Origin of the sequence: Streptomyces sp. SCSIO ZS0520 (assembly GCF_025643355.1) — a bacterium.
GTDB classification, from domain to species: Bacteria; Actinomycetota; Actinomycetes; order Streptomycetales; family Streptomycetaceae; genus Streptomyces; species Streptomyces physcomitrii.
Genome location: NZ_CP092644.1, coordinates 7,387,939 through 7,404,350, shown reverse-complemented (window position 1 = coordinate 7,404,350; position 16,412 = coordinate 7,387,939). Strand labels below are relative to the sequence as shown.

The 16,412-nt window shown below is 73.4% G+C and carries 16 protein-coding genes; 7 read left to right on the top strand and 9 right to left on the bottom strand.

Annotation, left to right across the window (positions count from 1 at the left end):
* Window positions 1-165: 165 nt before the first annotated feature.
* The 5 genes from MID12_RS30260 to MID12_RS30240 all read right to left on the bottom strand — a co-directional run bounded on the left by MID12_RS30260 (window position 166) and on the right by MID12_RS30240 (window position 4,559).
* On the bottom strand, window positions 166-519 hold the full coding sequence (locus MID12_RS30260; RefSeq protein WP_411577023.1) for a CDGSH iron-sulfur domain-containing protein: 354 nt from the start codon (window positions 517-519) through the stop codon (window positions 166-168).
* Window positions 503-1,282 (bottom strand): HemK2/MTQ2 family protein methyltransferase, encoded by a 780-nt coding sequence (locus MID12_RS30255; protein ID WP_263172240.1) that lies wholly within the window; start codon window positions 1,280-1,282, stop codon window positions 503-505. The genes MID12_RS30260 and MID12_RS30255 overlap by 17 nt, the downstream gene beginning before the upstream one ends.
* A gap of 101 nt (window positions 1,283-1,383) precedes the next feature.
* Window positions 1,384-2,835: an FG-GAP repeat protein gene (locus MID12_RS30250; protein WP_263172238.1), complete on the bottom strand. Its 1,452-nt coding sequence runs from the start codon at window positions 2,833-2,835 to the stop codon at window positions 1,384-1,386.
* Window positions 2,836-2,971: 136 nt separating this feature from the next.
* Entirely contained in the window at window positions 2,972-3,646 is a 675-nt protein-coding gene (locus MID12_RS30245; protein WP_263172237.1) for an HAD family hydrolase, read from the bottom strand.
* Between the two features lie 130 nt (window positions 3,647-3,776).
* Window positions 3,777-4,559 carry an Fpg/Nei family DNA glycosylase gene (locus MID12_RS30240; RefSeq protein ID WP_263172236.1) on the bottom strand — a complete coding sequence of 261 codons (783 nt, stop codon included), beginning with the start codon at window positions 4,557-4,559 and terminating at the stop codon, window positions 3,777-3,779.
* A gap of 597 nt (window positions 4,560-5,156) precedes the next feature.
* Here MID12_RS30240 and MID12_RS30235 point away from each other — a divergent pair.
* Window positions 5,157-6,377: a metallophosphoesterase gene (locus MID12_RS30235; RefSeq protein WP_263172234.1), complete on the top strand. Its 1,221-nt coding sequence runs from the start codon at window positions 5,157-5,159 to the stop codon at window positions 6,375-6,377.
* 49 nt (window positions 6,378-6,426) lie between these two features.
* Here the strand turns inward: MID12_RS30235 and MID12_RS30230 are convergent, their stop codons facing one another.
* On the bottom strand, window positions 6,427-7,059 hold the full coding sequence (locus MID12_RS30230) for a hypothetical protein (RefSeq protein ID WP_263172232.1): 633 nt from the start codon (window positions 7,057-7,059) through the stop codon (window positions 6,427-6,429).
* A 324-nt stretch (window positions 7,060-7,383) separates the two neighbouring features.
* The gene (locus tag MID12_RS30225) at window positions 7,384-7,806 is read right to left on the bottom strand and encodes a secondary thiamine-phosphate synthase enzyme YjbQ (RefSeq protein ID WP_040255266.1); all 423 of its coding nucleotides are present in this window, start codon (window positions 7,804-7,806) and stop codon (window positions 7,384-7,386) included.
* Window positions 7,807-8,176: 370 nt separating this feature from the next.
* On the opposite strand from MID12_RS30225, the gene MID12_RS32525 reads away from it, so the two are divergent.
* The 6 genes from MID12_RS32525 to MID12_RS30200 all read left to right on the top strand — a co-directional run bounded on the left by MID12_RS32525 (window position 8,177) and on the right by MID12_RS30200 (window position 13,577).
* Complete coding sequence (locus tag MID12_RS32525) at window positions 8,177-8,260, top strand: putative leader peptide (protein ID WP_351276907.1); 84 nt, start codon at window positions 8,177-8,179, stop codon at window positions 8,258-8,260.
* A gap of 172 nt (window positions 8,261-8,432) precedes the next feature.
* Window positions 8,433-9,323 (top strand): ABC transporter permease, encoded by an 891-nt coding sequence (locus MID12_RS30220; RefSeq protein WP_263172229.1) that lies wholly within the window; start codon window positions 8,433-8,435, stop codon window positions 9,321-9,323.
* Complete coding sequence (locus tag MID12_RS30215; RefSeq protein WP_040255264.1) at window positions 9,296-10,081, top strand: ABC transporter ATP-binding protein; 786 nt, start codon at window positions 9,296-9,298, stop codon at window positions 10,079-10,081. Before MID12_RS30220 ends, MID12_RS30215 begins: the two co-directional genes overlap by 28 nt.
* A 60-nt stretch (window positions 10,082-10,141) precedes the next feature.
* Window positions 10,142-11,170, top strand: coding sequence for an ABC transporter substrate-binding protein (locus MID12_RS30210; protein ID WP_263172228.1), 1,029 nt, complete (start codon window positions 10,142-10,144; stop codon window positions 11,168-11,170).
* 2 nt (window positions 11,171-11,172) lie between these two features.
* Window positions 11,173-12,336 (top strand): LLM class flavin-dependent oxidoreductase, encoded by a 1,164-nt coding sequence (locus MID12_RS30205; protein WP_040255262.1) that lies wholly within the window; start codon window positions 11,173-11,175, stop codon window positions 12,334-12,336.
* A gap of 140 nt (window positions 12,337-12,476) precedes the next feature.
* Complete coding sequence (locus tag MID12_RS30200; protein ID WP_263172226.1) at window positions 12,477-13,577, top strand: NAD(P)/FAD-dependent oxidoreductase; 1,101 nt, start codon at window positions 12,477-12,479, stop codon at window positions 13,575-13,577.
* A gap of 7 nt (window positions 13,578-13,584) precedes the next feature.
* Here the strand turns inward: MID12_RS30200 and mltG are convergent, their stop codons facing one another.
* Window positions 13,585-14,433, bottom strand: a complete 849-nt coding sequence (gene mltG / locus MID12_RS30195; protein ID WP_263172224.1) for an endolytic transglycosylase MltG — start codon at window positions 14,431-14,433, stop codon at window positions 13,585-13,587.
* A gap of 43 nt (window positions 14,434-14,476) precedes the next feature.
* Window positions 14,477-16,294, bottom strand: coding sequence for an ABC transporter ATP-binding protein (locus MID12_RS30190; protein WP_263172223.1), 1,818 nt, complete (start codon window positions 16,292-16,294; stop codon window positions 14,477-14,479).
* Window positions 16,295-16,412 lie beyond the last annotated feature (118 nt).

Genomic DNA, 16,412 nt, shown 5'->3' with positions numbered 1-16,412 from the left:
TCCTCGTCTCTCCGGTCGTTGGTCTGTCGGGTGGGGCCTGCCGGGCGGGGTTGTCGCGCGGGGCCTCTCGGTCGGCGGCGTCCGGGGCGGCCGTCGTCGCGCGCCGGTCGTGTCGCCGGTCCGGGTTCCCTTCTCAGGCGATTCAGTCGCTCCCTCGCGCCTCCTTCAATCCCTCTTCTCCGGGGGGCCGCTCCTGTCCCCGTCCCTCCCGGCCCGGTCCGTCCCGGGTACGCGCCGCCGCGCCGTGCCGTCGTCCCGGGCGGCGAGACGGCGGTGGCTCGTATCGCACCAGGGGTATCCGGCGCTGTGGCGGCAGGTGCAGATCGCGACCATGAAGCGGTCCGAGCGGGCCGTCTCGCCGCTCGGCAGGCGGAACTCCACCGGGCCTTCGACCATCAGCGGCCCGCCCGGCTCGGCCCACACCCGCCGCGCCGCACGCCGGTCGCCAATCGGCGCACCGGGGTCGGGGGCCTCGCGGCTCCTGCCGGTGCCGCCGGGAGGCTCAGATGCGCTGGGCACGGATCACCACGAGTTCCTCGGTGACGGCGTCGTCGCCGTTCGCACGGTTGCCGCCGGAGTCGGCGCCACTCGTATCGCCGCATGCTCCCCGGTCGCCGCCCGCCTTCGCCGACCGGCCCCGCTCCCCGGGCGGCAGCATTCCGCACTGTTCCAGCCAGGGGCGCCGGGACCTGAGTACGGGCCCGAGCGGCACCCGCTGGCGGTCGGTGACCGCGGCGTGCAGTCCGGCGCGCCGCAGCCGGGCCAGCGACAGCTGGGGGCGGGAGAGCGCCGAGTGCACCATGAGCAGGACGCCCCCGCGGTCCAGGGCCTCCGGCGCGGCCTCGCAGACGCGGTCGAGTACCGCCCGGCCGTCGCTGCCCGCGTCCCAGGCGAGAGCGGCGCGGTGCGGGGAGGGTGCCGGGGCACGGGAGGGGACGTAGGGCGGATTGCAGAGGATCACCTCGTACCGCTCGCCGTGTACGGCGGCGAAGAGGTCGCCGCGCCGCACCCGTACGCGCTGCCGGGCCAGTTGGCAGTTGAGCCGGGTGGCGAGCACGGCGCGGCGGGCGAGGTCCACCGCGGTCACCTCGGCGCCGAGCCGGGCGGCGCCCAGGGCGAGCGCCCCGCTGCCCGATCCCAGGTCGAGCAGCCGGGCCCCGGTACGCACGCCCTCCGCGGCCAGCGCCTTCAGCAGCAGCCGGGTGTCGTCCTGCGGGGCGTACACCCCGGGCAGGCGCAGCAGGAAGCCGCCTGCCGCGGTGCTCTGCCGGCTGTCGGGCATGGTTTCTCCTCCGGGTGCGGAAACCTGCTCCTTCCACCCTGCGCCCGCACCGGCCGGGCGACCACTCCGGGCACCCGGGAGACGCCGTGCCGCGGGGATCCTCAGCGGTCGAAGACCTCGCCGAAGCGCAGTCCGGTGGTGTCCGCGAAACCGAGGTCGGCGCCGTTGAAGGAGGTGATGCCGCGCGTCGTGGGACCGGTGGCGGCGCCGCGCAGCACCCAGACCGCGCCCGCGTCGGGCACCTCCCCGATGTCCTCGCCGTCGGCGGCGGCGAACAGATCCGCCCTGCCGTTCCCGTCGATGTCCCCGAGGTGGACACCGGAGCCGAAGCGGTCGCCGTCCTCCCCGACACCGGGGACGCCCGCGCTCTCCTGGTTCACGCTCACCGCCCCGCTGCTGCCGATGCCGTCGGCGCCGCCCTTGAGGAGGACGAGGGCACCGGCCCGGCTGCCGCGTACGTCCTCGTTGGGGACGCCGACCACGAGGTCCGGGTAGCCGTCACCGGTCACGTCGCCCACCGAGACATCGGTGCCGAAGCCGTCCCCGGTCTCGCCGGTGCCGGGGACGCCCGGGCTGTCCTGGTCGTAACCGGTGGGCTCGCGGCCGGTGCCGAGGCCGCCGGAGGCGCCCCACCGGACCGTGACCGCGCCCGCCTCGCGGCCGCCCATCGGCTCGCCGGTGACCAGATCGTCCCAGCCGTCCTTGTCGATGTCCCCGGTCGCCACCGCACGCGTCTCGGTGCCGCCGTCGGAGAGGACGCTGTGGTGGTAGCCGATGTCACCGGCCCCGCCCCGGAAGGTCGCCAGATAGTCGCCGTCACCGTCACCCCGCCTCCCGTACAGCACGTAGTCGGTGCCGGAGGTGCCCGCGAAATGCCCCGCGGCGACCCCGTCGAGCTCCACGTCCTCGGGGAGGAAGTCGTCCTCCAGGGGCAGGGCCACATCGGTGCCGTCGCCCTTGGGCACGGCCTCCGAGTACCACCAGAAGTGCCGGCCGCTGACCACCTGGAGCTGCGCGGTGCCGTCCCCGTCCAGGTCGCTGAAGGAGGCGCCCTGGCCGAAGTTCCGGTCCCCGGCCTCGGGGGCGGTCAGCGCGACACCGCCCTGGGTGAAGCCCTTCGCGCCGCCCCAGATCACCGACAGGCTGCCGTCCGGCTTGCCGTCGACCTTCTCGTCCGGGGCGCCCGCGATCAGGTCGTCGTAGCCGTCGTGGTTCACATCGCCGCTGGTGACGTTCTCGCCGAACCGGTCACCCGGCTCGGCCACCCCGGGCACCCCCTTGCTGTCCTGACCGAGGCGCACCGAGCGGGCCGGATCCACCCCCGAAGCCGAGCCGAACATGACCACCACGGCACCGGCCCCGCCGTCCGCCCGGGGCACGCCGATGGCCACATCGGGGTAGCCGTCCCCGTTGAAGTCCCGCTGCTGGGAAGGCGATCGGCCCTCCGGCACCTGGGCCGTGGCGGGCGGGACGCAGAGGGCACCGGCGGACAGCGCCGTCATGGTCGCCGCGAGGGCAAGGGGGCGAGTGCGGGTGCGGGTGCGGATACGCATACGGGAGGTCTTCGCTCTCTTCGGGAGGCGGGTACGGGGACTCTGACCCGCCGAGGGGGCGAAGGGTTGTGTACGGGGGCGGCCACCGACGACCAGCGTTGCCGGCCACCGGGGCAGGGTGCCCCACCGAGGCCGGTCAGTCCCGCAGCGGGCCCGCGTCCAGGGCCGAGAGCAGGGCCGCGGGCGAGTCGTAGACGGCGACGGCCCCGGCCTCGGTCAGTTCCGCACGGGAGGTGCCGCCCGTGCAGACCGCCAGGCAGGCGACCCCGGCCGCCGTGGCCGCGTACACGTCCCACACCGAGTCGCCGACGAAGCGCGCGGACTCGGGTGGCACCCCGACCAGGTCCAGTGCCGCCCGTACCGGATCGGGCGCGGGCTTGCCGTGCTCCACGTCCTCGGCGCTGGTCAGGGCGTCGATGGCGTCGTCGGCGCCGATCGCCCGGCGCAGCGCCGCCAGGTCGCTGCCCTTGGCGGAGGTCGCGAGCACCACCCGCCAGCCGCGACCGGCGAGGGTGCGCAGCAGTTCGGGCACCCGGTCGAAGGCGCGCAGCCGGTCGTGCCACTGCCCGTACAGGGTGCCGTGGGCGGCCGAGACCGCGGCGCCGAGTTGCGCGTAGTCCGCCTCGCCGAGCAGCCGGGTCAGCAACTCGCGGGCGGGCAGCCCGATCGCGCGGTGCAACTCCGCCGCCGGGACCAGCCGGTCGTGCTGGCGCAGCGCCTCCCACCAGGCCACCGTGTGCAGATAGGTCGAGTCGACCAGGGTGCCGTCGACATCGAAGACCACCGCTCTGGGTTCCCCGCGTCCCTGCACCGCTCACTCCCTCACCGCTCGGTCACCGCATGTCCGGTTCCGATGGTGCCCCAGCGGCCGGGATACGGCAGGGCGAAGGAGCAGGAGGTATCGGCAGGAGGAAGGGCAGGAGCAGGGGAAGCGGCGGCGTTCAGGCGGGGGCGGGCTGGCAGCGGGGGCACCAGTACGTGCCCCGCCCGGCGATCCGGCCCCGCCGCAGCGCGGTCCCGCAACGCGGACGGGCGGCCCCCGGGTCGTCGCGGCGCCCGGTGAGCCAGGAGCCGCGCGGCGGGACCCGCCCGGCGTCGATGCTCGTCCGCAGGACCCCGCGCAGCGCCCGGTACAGACGACGCCGCTCCGCCTCGCCGAGCCCCGCCGCGGGGCGCGAGGGGTGGAGCCGGGCGCGCCAGAGGATCTCGTCGGCGAGCAGGTTGCCGAGGCCCGCGAGTACGGACTGCTCGGTGAGCGCCGACTTCAGGCCACCGCGGCGGGCGAGCAGCAGCCGGTCGAAGTCCGCGCGGTCCACCTCCGCCGCATCGGGCCCGAGACCGGCGAGCAACCGCCGCACGCCTGCCTCGTCGAGCAGCCACAGGCCCTTGAGCTTGCGCTGGTCGCGATAGTGCAGGCAGCGGCCGCCGCCCACCGTGATCAGGACGCGGTCGTACGTGCCGGGCTCCTCGTCCCGCGTGCACCGGAGCTCCCCGGTCATGCCGAAGTGGAAGGCGAGCGTGGGCCCGTCCGTCCTGCCGAGCAGCCACTTCCCGTGCCGCCGCGGGGCCCGCAGCCGCCGGTCCTCCAGCTCCCGTACGAACCGCCGCGCACCCACCCCGTGCAGCACGGAGGCATCCCGCACCTCGACGCGCCCGATACGCCGACCCTGACCGCAGGTGGCCAGCACCTCACGGAAGGCTTCGACATCGGGGAGTTCCGGCATATGAGCACCTGCCGAGGTGTGTGCGTGCGGGGAACGCGGTTCTCGGGGCCGATGACCTGGGGGCGATGACTTGGCGTCGATGGCCTGGCGCCCCTGACCTGGCGCCGATGACCTGCGAGGTCGGCCGCTGAGCCCGGAGGGCTCGGGCCGGACCCGACGCCCGGGGGTCGCCCTCGGAGCGGTACACCGGTCCAGGGAACCGCTTCAGAACACCTCCGAGGGTAGCTGCCCGGGGCAGAGACCCTGCGCGGGCGAGTCCTGTCCCCGGCGCGGGCGAGGCCCTGCCGTGCGCCCGCGCGGTACCCGTACCGCCGTCGAAGGGCACGTCTACCGGACCAGCCCGGAGGACGGCCCTCCCGCGCGACGGCGGGCAATGAGCCGTAGCCGTACCGGAGAGAAGTGAGCCGCAGCCGCAGCCGTACCGGAGAGACAGGAGAGCCAGGAGACTCCGAGAATCGAGGCCGGAGCAGAATGGGGGCATGGGCGGCGGATCACGTCGGAGCCGCGGGCGGACGGCCGGTACGACGACCGTGCCGTGGCCGCCACCCTGTTCCGCCGCGGGCACGATCCGCCGGACAGAACCTCAGGAGGGGAAGCGTGACCGAGACCAGCGACACCCGATCCGCCGCCGGTGAAGCGCCCGGGGCGCCACCCAGCCGGTTGCAGCGCCTGATGCGCTACCTCCCCCTGATCGCCCCCGTACTGCTGTGGGCCGTGCCCTGCGGGGTTCTCCTGTACACCGGCCAGCACTGGCCGCTCCCGGTCACACTGATCGGCACCGCGCTGTTCGTCCTCGGCCTGATCGGTATGCCCCTCGCGATGGCGCGCGGCCACGGCCGGCGCCAGCAGGACCGGGCGGCGATCGTCGGCGACACGCTGCTCGGCGGCGTCTGGGTCCTGTTCACCTGGTCCGTTCTGCTCGGCGTCCTGCTGCGGCTCGCCCTGACCGTGGCCGGCACCGGTGACGGCCAGGGCCGGGCGCGCCTCGTCACCTGGGCCGTCCTCGGCGTAACCGCCGTGCTGCTCGCCTGGGGGTACGCCGAGGCCCGACGCGTGCCACGAGTGCGCCGCCTCGACGTACAACTCCCGCGGCTGAGGGCCGGGTTGGACGGCACCCGCGTGGTCCTGATCACCGACACGCACTACGGTCCGCTCGACCGCGCCCGCTGGTCGGCACGGGTCTGCGAGACGGTGAACACCCTGGAGGCCGACCTGGTCTGCCACACCGGCGACATCGCGGACGGCACGGCCGAACGCCGTCGCGCCCAGGCCGCGCCCCTGGGCACCGTGCAGGCGACCCGGGCCCGCGTCTATGTCACCGGCAACCACGAGTACTACAGCGAGGCCCAGGGCTGGGTCGACCTGATGGACGAGCTGGGCTGGGAGCCGCTGCGCAACCGCCATCTGCTGCTCGAACGCGGCGGTGACACCCTCGTGGTCGCCGGCGTCGACGACGTCACGGCCGAGTCCTCCGGGCTGGCAGGTCACCGCGCCCACCTCGCCGGAGCCCTGCACGGCGCCGACTCCGACCTCCCCGTCCTCCTCCTCGCCCATCAGCCCAAGTTCATCGACCGCGCGGCGGCCCACGGCGTCGACCTCCAGCTCTCCGGCCACACCCACGGCGGCCAGATCTGGCCCTTCCACCACCTGGTCCGCCTCGACCAGCCGGCCCTCGCCGGCCTCAGCCACCACGGCACCCGCACCCTCCTCTACACCAGCCGCGGCACCGGCTTCTGGGGCCCACCCTTCCGCGTCTTCGCCCCGAGCGAGATCACCCTGCTGGTGCTCCGATCTCCGCAGGGGGGCGCCTTGTCCTAGGGCTTGTCGTGGGGCTCGTCCTGGAGCTGGGAAGGCGATGCGGTTGGTGTCACAGGCAGCAGCGCCGGAGCGCGGCGCTGAGTTCGTCTGCGGCTCCGGCCGCGGTGTCGACTTGGTGGCGCAAGGGGTCCAGGTCACGGTCCGGTTCCATGGCGGATGCCAAGACGGAACGCATGCCGATCAGGGCGGTCGGCAGCATGTCGGGGCCATGGCCCGGCTCGATGAACGAGCCGGTGCGGGCCATGACAGCCTGCACCGCGTCGTGGGCTGCGCGGGCGGCGGGCAGGAGACTGTCCGGCCCCGCGTTCTTGACCTTGATGAGGTCCTGCTCCACCTCCTTGGCCGCTTTCGTCATGCCCTCGCTGGAGAAGGACACGAGGAGGATGTGCTCCGCGTGACCGTGCCGTTGCCGACGTGCGGCGCGTACCTCCGGGCGCAGCTCGTGCTCCGTCCGGCGCAGGGCCACACGTGCCTCCTCGACGAAGATGTGCGCGCTCGTGGCCAGCGCCTCGCCCGCCGTGTACTGCACGTGACGTCGTGCGGCGGCCTGCTCCGCTCGCGCCTGGCGATCAACCGCGCCGAGTACGCCGGACCGCTGCAGAACCGCTCCCAGCAAGGTGCCGAGTGCCAGAGCCAGCGGGATCAGGACCGGCGGCGGGAGGGAGGCGAGGGAGTGCGTCACGGCGGTGATCGTCTCCCCCGGTCTGCGGAGCTGAGAAGAGCGGGCCCTGATGTTCCCTCGAACGGGTGTCCGCGTTCGAGAGCCGCCGTCTCACGCGGCCCGTCTCACCACGACACGAGCCCACGGCGCCCATAGCCGCGCCGCCGCCCCGTCCGCCGTCCGCAACGGCCGCTGTAATGGAGCAAGTTGGGCACGTCACGGCGTTCCCTGCCGTCGCAGCCCAGCCGGCCTACGGGGCAGCCACCACCCGTCGTACGGACCCCTCCTCGCCAGGCCAAGGACTGGGTACGCAGACCTGACGCCCCAACCCCAGGCCAACCCAGCTCACCCCAGAAAGCTCAACCGCACCTGCCGAGTCGGGTTGTCCTTGTTGGTGTCCACCAGGCAGACCGACTGCCAGGTGCCGAGCTGGAGCCGCCCGCCGAGGACCGGCAGTGTGGCGTGCGGGGGTACGACGGCCGGGAGGACGTGGTCTCGGCCGTGGCCGGGGCTGCCGTGGCGGTGCTGCCAGCGGTTGTCGGCGGGCAGCAGGGTGTGCAGGGCGGCGAGCAGGTCCTCGTCGCTGCCGGCGCCGGTCTCGATGATCGCGATCCCGGCGGTGGCGTGCGGGACGAAGACGTTCAGCAGGCCGTCGCGCCCCCGTGCACAGTCGCCGAGGAACCGTTCGCAGTCCGCGGTGAGGTCGACGACGATCTCGGCGCGGCCGGTGTCCACGGTCAGGACGTGCGAGGCAAAGGTGTCGGGCATACCTCCATCCTCACCCACGACGGGCACCGCGCACGCGAGCGGCCCGGGCTCGCTCGGGTCCTCCGCCGGACCCGGGGGCTGAGCGAGCGGATCGAGTCGAGCGCCGCATCCCCACGAGGGCGTCAGGGAGAGCGCCGCGTCCGCAGACGTGGATCGGGAAAGCGCCGCATCCCCCCGAGCGGATCAGGTAGAGCGCCGCGTCCCCACGAACGGATCAGGTAGAGCGCCGCGTCCCCACAAGTGGATCGGGGAAGCGCCGCGTCCCCGCAAGCAGATCAGGGAGAGCGCCGCGTCCCCACAAGCGGAATGTGGCGTCCGGTCCGCGAGACGCCATTGACCGGTCGTGGACATCCTGGCTAGGTTCGCCCGCATGTTGCGTTCAGCCATGCTCACCACGCGCGGTCACATCGACCTGCTGCGGGTGGCCTCCGCCGCTTGTCGCCGCGGCTGCTGACGCCCTTCCCCCGCCTTTCCGCGCCCCTCTGACGAGGGGTTTCCCGCGAGCCGCCGCTGCCGTGGCTCCGCCGCCCCGCGCTGCCCTCGTACCCCGGTGTCCCTGACGCCCGGGGTGCCCGGCCGTGCATCCGGGGCGCCCTCCCCGTCTGCCCTCCCGTGGAGTCCCACTCATGAGCATCAGTCATGCTCCACCGACCGACATCTCGCCCAAGACGCCGCCCGGCGCCGATTCCGCCGGGACCGGTTCCGCGGCCGCCTTGGAGCTCGAACCGATCGCCGCCTCCTCCTCCCGGCGCACCCGGGTGCCGCGCTGGCTGCGCCGTACCTCCGGTCCCGTGGCCCTGCTCGCGCTCTGGCAAGTCCTGAGCGCCACGGGGGTGTTGACCTCCAGCGTGCTCGCCTCGCCGGGCAGGGTCTCCCAGGTGGCGCGGGATCTCATCGCCGACGGCACCCTGCCGACCGCGATGGGCGTCTCCCTGCAACGCGTCGCGCTCGGGCTGCTCTTCGGCACCCTCATCGGGACCGCGCTGGCGCTGGCCTCCGGTCTGTTCCACGTCGGTGAGGACCTGGTCGACGCGAGCGTGCAGATGCTGCGGACGGTGCCGTTCGTCGGACTGATCCCGCTGTTCATCATCTGGTTCGGCATCGGCGAGACCCCGAAGATCGCCGTGATCACGCTCGGCGTGACCTTCCCGCTCTATCTGAACGTCTACGCCGGGATCCGCAGCGTGGACTCCCAACTCATCGAGGCGGGCGAGTCCTTGGGGCTCTCGCGCTGGGGGCTGATCCGGCATGTCGTGCTGCCCGGTGCGCTGCCGGGGGCGATGACGGGGCTGCGCTACTCGCTGGGCATCGCCTGGCTGGCGCTGGTCTTCGCCGAGCAGATCAACGCCGACTCGGGGCTCGGCTTCGTGATGGTGCAGGCCCGCGACTTCCTGCGGACCGACGTGATCGTGGTCTGCCTCGTCGTCTACGCCTTCCTTGGCCTGATCGCCGACTTCATCGTCCGTACTCTCGAAAGGCTGCTGCTGCAATGGCGACCGACGTTCACGGGCCGGTGACCACCACCCGCAAGGAGAAGCCCGCCCCACCGCCCGCCGCGAATGCTTCGGCGGTACGGGTACAGGGGCTGAGCCGCCGCTTCGACGGGCGCGCGGTCATCGACGGGCTCGAACTCGACGTACGGCCGGGCGAGTTCGTCGCGCTGCTCGGCCGCAGCGGCTGCGGGAAGTCCACCCTGCTGCGCATCCTCGCGGGTCTCGACCGGGAGATCGAGGGGACCGTACTGGTGCCCCGGCGCAAGGCGGTGGCCTTCCAGTCGCCGCGGCTGATGCCGTGGAAGAAGGTCTGGCGCAATGTGCTGCTCGGGCTGCCGGGCAAGCCGGGACGGCCGGTGGCCGACAAGGCGCTGGACGAGGTGGGCCTCGGACACCGCAGCGACGCCTGGCCCAAGACGCTCTCCGGCGGGGAGGCGCAGCGTGCCTCGCTGGCCCGCGCCCTGGTCCGCGAGCCGGATCTGCTGCTGCTCGACGAGCCCTTCGGGGCGCTGGACGCGCTCACCCGGATCAAGGCCCAGCGCCTGGTGGGCGAGTTGTGGCAGCGGCGCGGCTGCGCGGTGCTGCTCGTCACGCACGACGTCGAGGAGGCGGTACTGCTCGCCGACCGGGTCCTGGTGATGGACGACGGGGTGATCGCCCACGAGGCCCACCTCGGCCTGCCGCGCCCCCGGGACATCGCCGACCCGGAGTTCGCCCGGGTACGCGGCGAACTCCTGGAGCGCCTCGGCGTCGAGACCGGCGCCCAGGACGCCGGAGCCTGACCCGCCCGCCCACGAACCCCCACCCACTCCGCACACCGAACGACCCGAACGGACACCCTCATGCGCCGAACTGCCGCGCCCGCCCTGCTGCTTCCCCTCGCCCTGCTGCTCGCCGCCTGCTCGGGTTCCTCCTCGGCAGGCTCCACGGGTGGCGGCGGAACCGACGGAAAGGGCTCCGTCACGCTCGACGTCGGGGACCAGAAGGGAGGTTCGGAGGCCGTGCTGCGGGCGGCGGGCGAACTGGACGACTTGGACTACAAGATCCGCTGGTCGACCTTCACCTCCGGTCCGCCGCTGCTTGAAGCGGTGAACGCCAAGGCCGTGGACATCGGCGCGGTGGGCAACACCCCGCCGGTCTTCGCGGGCGGCGCGGGCTCCAAGATCAAGGTGGTGGCGGCCACCCACAGCGCCTCCAAGGGCGACACGATCCTGGTCGGCAAGGACTCGCCGCTGAAGAAGGTCACCGACCTCAAGGGCAAGTCGGTGGCGGTGGCGCAGGGTTCCTCGGCGCACTACCAGCTGGTGGCCTCGCTGAAGAGCGCCGGGCTCACCCTGAAGGACGTCGAGGTCAAGTACCTCCAGCCCGCGGACGCCCTGGCCGCCTTCAGCTCCGGCAAGGTCGAGGCCTGGGCGGTGTGGGACCCGTACACCTCGCAGATATTGGAGACCAAGCAGGGCCGGGTGCTCACCACCGGGGAGGGCAAGGTCAACGGGCTCGGCTTCCAGGTCGCGGCGCCCGAGGCCCTCGCGGACAAGAAGAAGTCGAAGGTCATCGGCGACTATGTGCAGCGGCTGCGGCGGGCCCAGGCCTGGGTCGCCGAGCATCCCGAGGAGTGGGCCAAGGTCTGGGCGAAGGACACCGGGCTGCCGTACGAGGTGGCGCTGGCCTCGGTGAAGCGGACCCAGTCGACGGCCCTTCCGGTCGCGGTCGACAAGCAGGCCGTCGCCTCCGAGCAGGAGATCGCGGACACCTTCGCCCGGCTGAAGCTGATCCCGCGCCGGTTCTCCTTCGCCGATCTCGTCGACACCCGCTACAACGGCGAGCTGCCGCCGTCCACCACCGCGCCCCGCGGCACCAAGGAGTCCTGACCATGACCGTCCACCTGCACTGGTTCCTGCCGACCGGCGGCGACGGGCGCACCCTCGTCGACCGGCACGCCTACACCGACGGCGGCATCACCCGCACCGGCAAGCTCAGCGGGGTGCGCGCCCCCGACATCGACTACCTCACCCAGATCGCGAAGGCCGCCGAGCAGGTCGGCTTCGAGGCCGTGCTCACGCCCACCGGGACCTGGTGCGAGGACGCCTGGCTCACCACGGTCGCCCTGGCCCAGCACACCGAGCGGCTGAAGTTCCTGGTCGCCTTCCGGCCCGGGGTGCTCTCGCCCGTACTGGCCGCGCAGATGGCCTCCACGTACCAGCGGATCACCCGCGGGCGGCTGCTGCTCAATGTGGTCACCGGCGGGGACGCCACGGAGCAGAAGCGGTTCGGCGACCATCTCGGCCACGACCACCGGTACGCGCGCACCGACGAGTTCCTGTCGATCGTGCGCGGGGTGTGGTCGGGGCGGCCCTTCGACTTCCAGGGGGAGCACTACCAGGTCGAGGGCGGGCTGACGGCGCTGCCGCCGGACCCGCTGCCGCAGGTGTTCTTCGGCGGCTCCTCCCCCGCCGCGGGACCGGTCGCCGCCCGGCACACGGATGTCTACCTGACCTGGGGCGAGCCGCCCGCGCAGGTGAAGCAGAAGATCGACTGGATCCGCTCGCTGGCCGAGCAGGAGGGCCGCACGGTGCGGTTCGGCATCCGGCTGCACACCATCTCGCGCGACTCCTCCGCCGAGGCCTGGGCCACCGCGAACCGGCTGCTCGACGACCTCGACGCGGACACCGTGGCCGCCGCGCAGGCCGCGCTCGGCAAGAGCGAGTCGGTCGGCCAGCAGCGCATGCTGGCGCTGCACGGGGGCTCGCGGGACAAGCTGGAGATCCATCCGAACCTGTGGGCGGGCGTGGGCCTGGTGCGCGGCGGGGCGGGCACCGCCCTGGTCGGCAGCCATGCCGAGGTGGCCACCCTGATCGAGGAGTACCACGCGCTCGGCGTGGAGCACTTCGTACTCTCCGGCTATCCGCACCTGGAGGAGGCGTACTGGTTCGGCGAGGGCGTCATCCCCGAGCTGCGGGCGCGGGGGCTGCTCGGGGCGCGGGACGGCGAGGCCGCGGCGGCCGATGCGCCGCTGCTCGTCGCGAGCGGGCGCTGACCGGCGCGGGCGGACTGGTCTCCTCGGGCGGACGCCGACCCCGCCTTCCCCCGGGCCCGCCCCGCCGGGCACGGGCGGGCGCGCTCCCCTGAGCCTCCGCGGTCGGGGAAGATCCCGGGCGCCGGAGCCGTTGCACGGGCGTGAACGGATCCCTGAGTCAGCAGCCGCCGCAGGAGACGGACGTGGTGGTCGTCGGCGCGGGGCAGGCGGGGCTTTCCAGCGCCTACCACCTGCACCGCACCGGCTTCGCGCCCGGCCCCGGCTTCGTGGTGCTCGACCACGCCCCGGGCCCGGGCGGCGCCTGGCAGTTCCGCTGGCCCTCGCTCACCTTCGACAAGGTGCACGGGCTGCACGCGCTGCCGGGCATGGAGCTGACCGGGGTGGACCCGCGGCGGCCCTCCGCCGAGGTGGTCGCGGAGTACTTCGCCGCGTACGAGGAGGCCTTCGGGCTGCGGGTGCGGCGCCCGGTGGACGTGCGCGCGGTGCGCGAGGGCGAGGGCGGGCGGCTGCGGGTGGAGTCGCCCCAGGGGAACTGGTCCGCGCGGGCGCTGATCAACGCCACCGGCACCTGGGACCGCCCCTTCTGGCCGCGCTATCCGGGCCAGCAGAGCTTCCGGGGCCGCCAGTTGCACACCGCGCAGTACGCCGGGCCCGAGGAGTTCGCCGGGCTGCGGGTCGTGGTGGTCGGCGGCGGCGCCTCGGGCACGCAGCACCTGATGGAGATCGCGCCGTACGCGGCCGAGACGACCTGGGTGACGCGCAGGCCGCCGGTCTTCCGCGAGGGGCCCTTCGACCAGGAGAGCGGCCGGGCCGCCGTCGCCCTGGTCGAGGAGCGCGTCCGGGAAGGGCTGCCGCCGGCGAGCGTGGTCTCGGTGACCGGGCTGCCGGTGACCGACGCCGTCCGCCGGGCCCGGGCCGAGGGGGTGCTCGACCGGCGGCCGATGTTCGCCCGCGTCGTGCCGGACGGAGTGGAGTGGGCGGACGGCAGCCGGGTGGCGGCGGACGTCCTGCTGTGGGCGACCGGCTTCCGCGCCGCCCTCGACCATCTCGCGCCGCTGCGGCTGCGCGGGCCCGGCGGGGGCATCGAGATGGCGGGCACCCGCGCGGCCGCCGATCCGCGGATCCACCTCGTCGGCTACGGGCCCTCCGCGAGCACCATCGGCGCCAACCGCGCGGGGCGGACCGCGGTGCGCGAGATCAGGCAGCTCCTCGGCCGGGACCTGGCGCGCGCGGCGGGCTGAGGCGGGCTCAGCCCTCGGCCTCGGACCCGCGCTCGCGGGCGGCCTTGCGGTTGCGGTTGAACTCGGCGACATTGCGCCGCTGTTCGCGGTAGTCGGCGGTGAAGCGGGTGTCGCCGTCCTTGACGGTCACGAAGTACAGCCAGTCGCCGGAGGGCGGGTTGAGCGCCGCCGCCATCGCCTGGCTGCCGGGATTGCCGATGGGGGTGGGCGGCAGGCCCATCCGCGCATAGGTGTTGTAGCGGCTCTTGATCCGGGTGTCCCGGTGGGTGGTGTCCAGGACGCTGCGCCCGAGGGCGTAGTTGAGCGTGGAGTCCATCTGGAGCGGCAGCCCGTGGTCGAGCCGGTTGTAGATGACCCGGGCCACCTTCCCCATGTCGGCGGCGCCCGCGGCCTCGGCCTGCACCATGCTCGCGATGGTGACCGTCTGGTAGAGGTTCACCGCGTTGCGCTCCGCCCCGGCCGTCAACTGGTCCCCGCCCAGGCGCTCCTCGGCCGTGTTCACCATGTAGGAGAGCAGCGAGGCCGGGGTGGTGTCCTTGTCGAGCGGGTACGTCGCCGGGAAGAGGTAGCCCTCCGGGTTGCCTTCCGCCTCGCTCGGCAGCTTCAGTCGCGCGGTGCGGGCCGCCTTCTTCGTGGTGCCGCTCTCCTCGCCGAGCGCCTTGTCCACGGCCGCGTAGACCTGGCCCGCGCGCCAGCCCTCGACGACCGTGAGGCGCGTGGGGCGCTCCCGCTCCTCGGGCAGCAGCGCGAACACCGCCACCACCGCCGCGGTCACCAGAACTCCCGCGGTCAGCAGGACGAGTCGGCCGCGGCGCGTCAGTCGGAGCGATCCTCGTGACCGGGTCTTGGTCTGCATGCGGGCAAACTAACCCGCACATCGCCGCAATTGGGGCATTTGCCTACGAAGCGGCCTCCAGTTGCTCATCCCGGCGTACGAGCGAGGCGTACCGCCCGTCCAGGGCGAGGAGTTCCTCGTGGCTGCCGACCTCGGCGATGCGGCCCCGGTCGAGGACGACGATCTGGTCCGCGCCGCGCACCGTGGACAGCCGGTGCGCGATGGTGAGCGTGGTGCGGTCGGCCGAGAGCGCGTCCACGGCTTCCTGGACGGCGCGTTCGGTACGGGTGTCCAGCGCGCTGGTGGCCTCGTCCAGGATGAGGACGGGCGGGTCCCGCAGGATGGTCCGGGCCAGCGCGAGCCGCTGCTTCTCGCCGCCCGAGAAGCGGTGGCCGCGCTCGCCGACGACCGTCTCGTACCCCTGCGGCAGTCCGGCGATGTGCTCGTGGATCTGCGCGGCCCGGGCGGCGGCCACCAGTTCCTCGTCGCTCGCCTCCGGCCGGGCGAAGCGCAGGTTCTCGGCCACCGAGGCGTGGAAGAGGTAGGTCTCCTGGGCGACCACGCCCACCGCCCTGGCCAGGGTGTCGAAGTCCAGCTCGCGTACGTCGGTGCCGTCCAGGGTGACCCGGCCGCCGGTGACGTCGTAGAGCCTCGGGACCAGGTGGCCGAGGGTGGACTTGCCCGATCCGGTGGCGCCGACCACGGCGAGGCTGGAACCCGCGGGCACCCTCAGGTCGATGTTCTTCAGCAGCGGGGCGCCCGGGTCCTCGTAGGTGAACTCGACGCCCTCGAAGGCGATGTCGCCCTTGATCCGGTCCAGGTGGACGGCGTCCGGGCGCTCGGTGATGTCCAGCGGGAGGTCGAGGTACTCGAAGATGCGCTGGAAGAGGGCGAGCGAGGTCTGGATCTGGACACCGGTGGAGAGCAGGCTCACCGCGGGCCGGAACATGCCCTGCTGGAGGGAGACGAAGGCGACCAGGGTGCCGAGCGAGAGGCCCGGTCCGCCGAGGGCCAGGGCGATCCCGGCCGTCCAGTAGATCACCGCGGGCATCGCGGCCATGACGACGGTGATGACCGCCATCCGCCAGCGGCCCGCCATATTGGACTTCACCTCCAGGTCGACCAGGCGGTCGGACTCCTCGGCGAAGGCGCGGGTCAGGGAGTCGGACCGGCCCATGGTGCGGCCGAGCAGGATGCCGCTGACCGAGAGGGACTCGGTGACCGTCGCGGCCATGGCGGCCATCTGCTGCTGCCGCTGGGTGGCGATCCGCTTGCGCTCCTTGCCGACCCGCCTGCTGATCGCGACGAAGACCGGCAGCAGGACCAGGGAGACCGCGGTCAGCCGCCAGTCCAGGGCGAGCATCGCCACCAGGGTGGCCACCACGCTGGTGAGGTTGGAGACCAGGGAGGTCGCGGTCGAGGTGACGGTGGCCTGCATGCCGCCGATGTCACTGGCGATCCGGGACTGGACCTCGCCGGTGCGGGTCCGGGTGAAGAAGGCGAGCGACATGCGCTGGAGGCGGTCGTAGACGGCGGTGCGCAGATCGTGCATGACCCGCTGGCCGACGGTGGTGGAGATCAGGGTCTGCAGGACACCGAAGACGCTCGTGACCAGGGCACTGGCGATCATCCCGAGGGCCAGCAGGCCGAGCAGGCCGGTGCGGCGCTGCGGGATGGCGGTGTCGAGGATTTCCTTCAGCAGGAAGGGGGTGGCCACCGAGACCAGCGAGGCCGCGCAGACCAGCAGGCCGACGAGGGCGAGCCGGCCCCGGTAGGGACGGAAGAGCCGCAGGATGCGGCGGACCTGGCGCGGCTCGGGAGGCAGGGGCGGCTCGGGCGCCGCGGAGGGCGAGGCTTTGCCGGAAGGGTTTTCGGGTTGCATGGGCTCCTGCGGAGATGACTCGGAACGCGCCGGAGGCGCCGGACTCCGCCCGCACCGGAAGGCCCCGGGAGCCTCCTCGGCGAGGGCAGCACGGAGAGCCTAGCTCATTGTTACCTCT

Bases quoted from the DNA above. Each gene is read 5' to 3' on its own strand.
- MID12_RS30250 (WP_263172238.1), bottom strand. From the start codon at position 2,835: ATGCGTATCCGCACCCGCACCCGCACTCGCCCCCTTGCCCTCGCGGCG.
- MID12_RS30210 (WP_263172228.1), top strand. From the start codon at position 10,142: ATGCGCCGAACTGCCGCGCCCGCCCTGCTGCTTCCCCTCGCCCTGCTG.
- MID12_RS30255 (WP_263172240.1), bottom strand. From the start codon at position 1,282: ATGCCCGACAGCCGGCAGAGCACCGCGGCAGGCGGCTTCCTGCTGCGC.
- MID12_RS30190 (WP_263172223.1), bottom strand. From the start codon at position 16,294: ATGCAACCCGAAAACCCTTCCGGCAAAGCCTCGCCCTCCGCGGCGCCC.
- MID12_RS30220 (WP_263172229.1), top strand. From the start codon at position 8,433: ATGAGCATCAGTCATGCTCCACCGACCGACATCTCGCCCAAGACGCCG.
- MID12_RS30225 (WP_040255266.1), bottom strand. From the start codon at position 7,806: ATGCCCGACACCTTTGCCTCGCACGTCCTGACCGTGGACACCGGCCGC.
- mltG (WP_263172224.1), bottom strand. From the start codon at position 14,433: ATGCAGACCAAGACCCGGTCACGAGGATCGCTCCGACTGACGCGCCGC.
- MID12_RS30215 (WP_040255264.1), top strand. From the start codon at position 9,296: ATGGCGACCGACGTTCACGGGCCGGTGACCACCACCCGCAAGGAGAAG.
- MID12_RS30205 (WP_040255262.1), top strand. From the start codon at position 11,173: ATGACCGTCCACCTGCACTGGTTCCTGCCGACCGGCGGCGACGGGCGC.
- MID12_RS32525 (WP_351276907.1), top strand. From the start codon at position 8,177: ATGTTGCGTTCAGCCATGCTCACCACGCGCGGTCACATCGACCTGCTG.
- MID12_RS30240 (WP_263172236.1), bottom strand. From the start codon at position 4,559: ATGCCGGAACTCCCCGATGTCGAAGCCTTCCGTGAGGTGCTGGCCACC.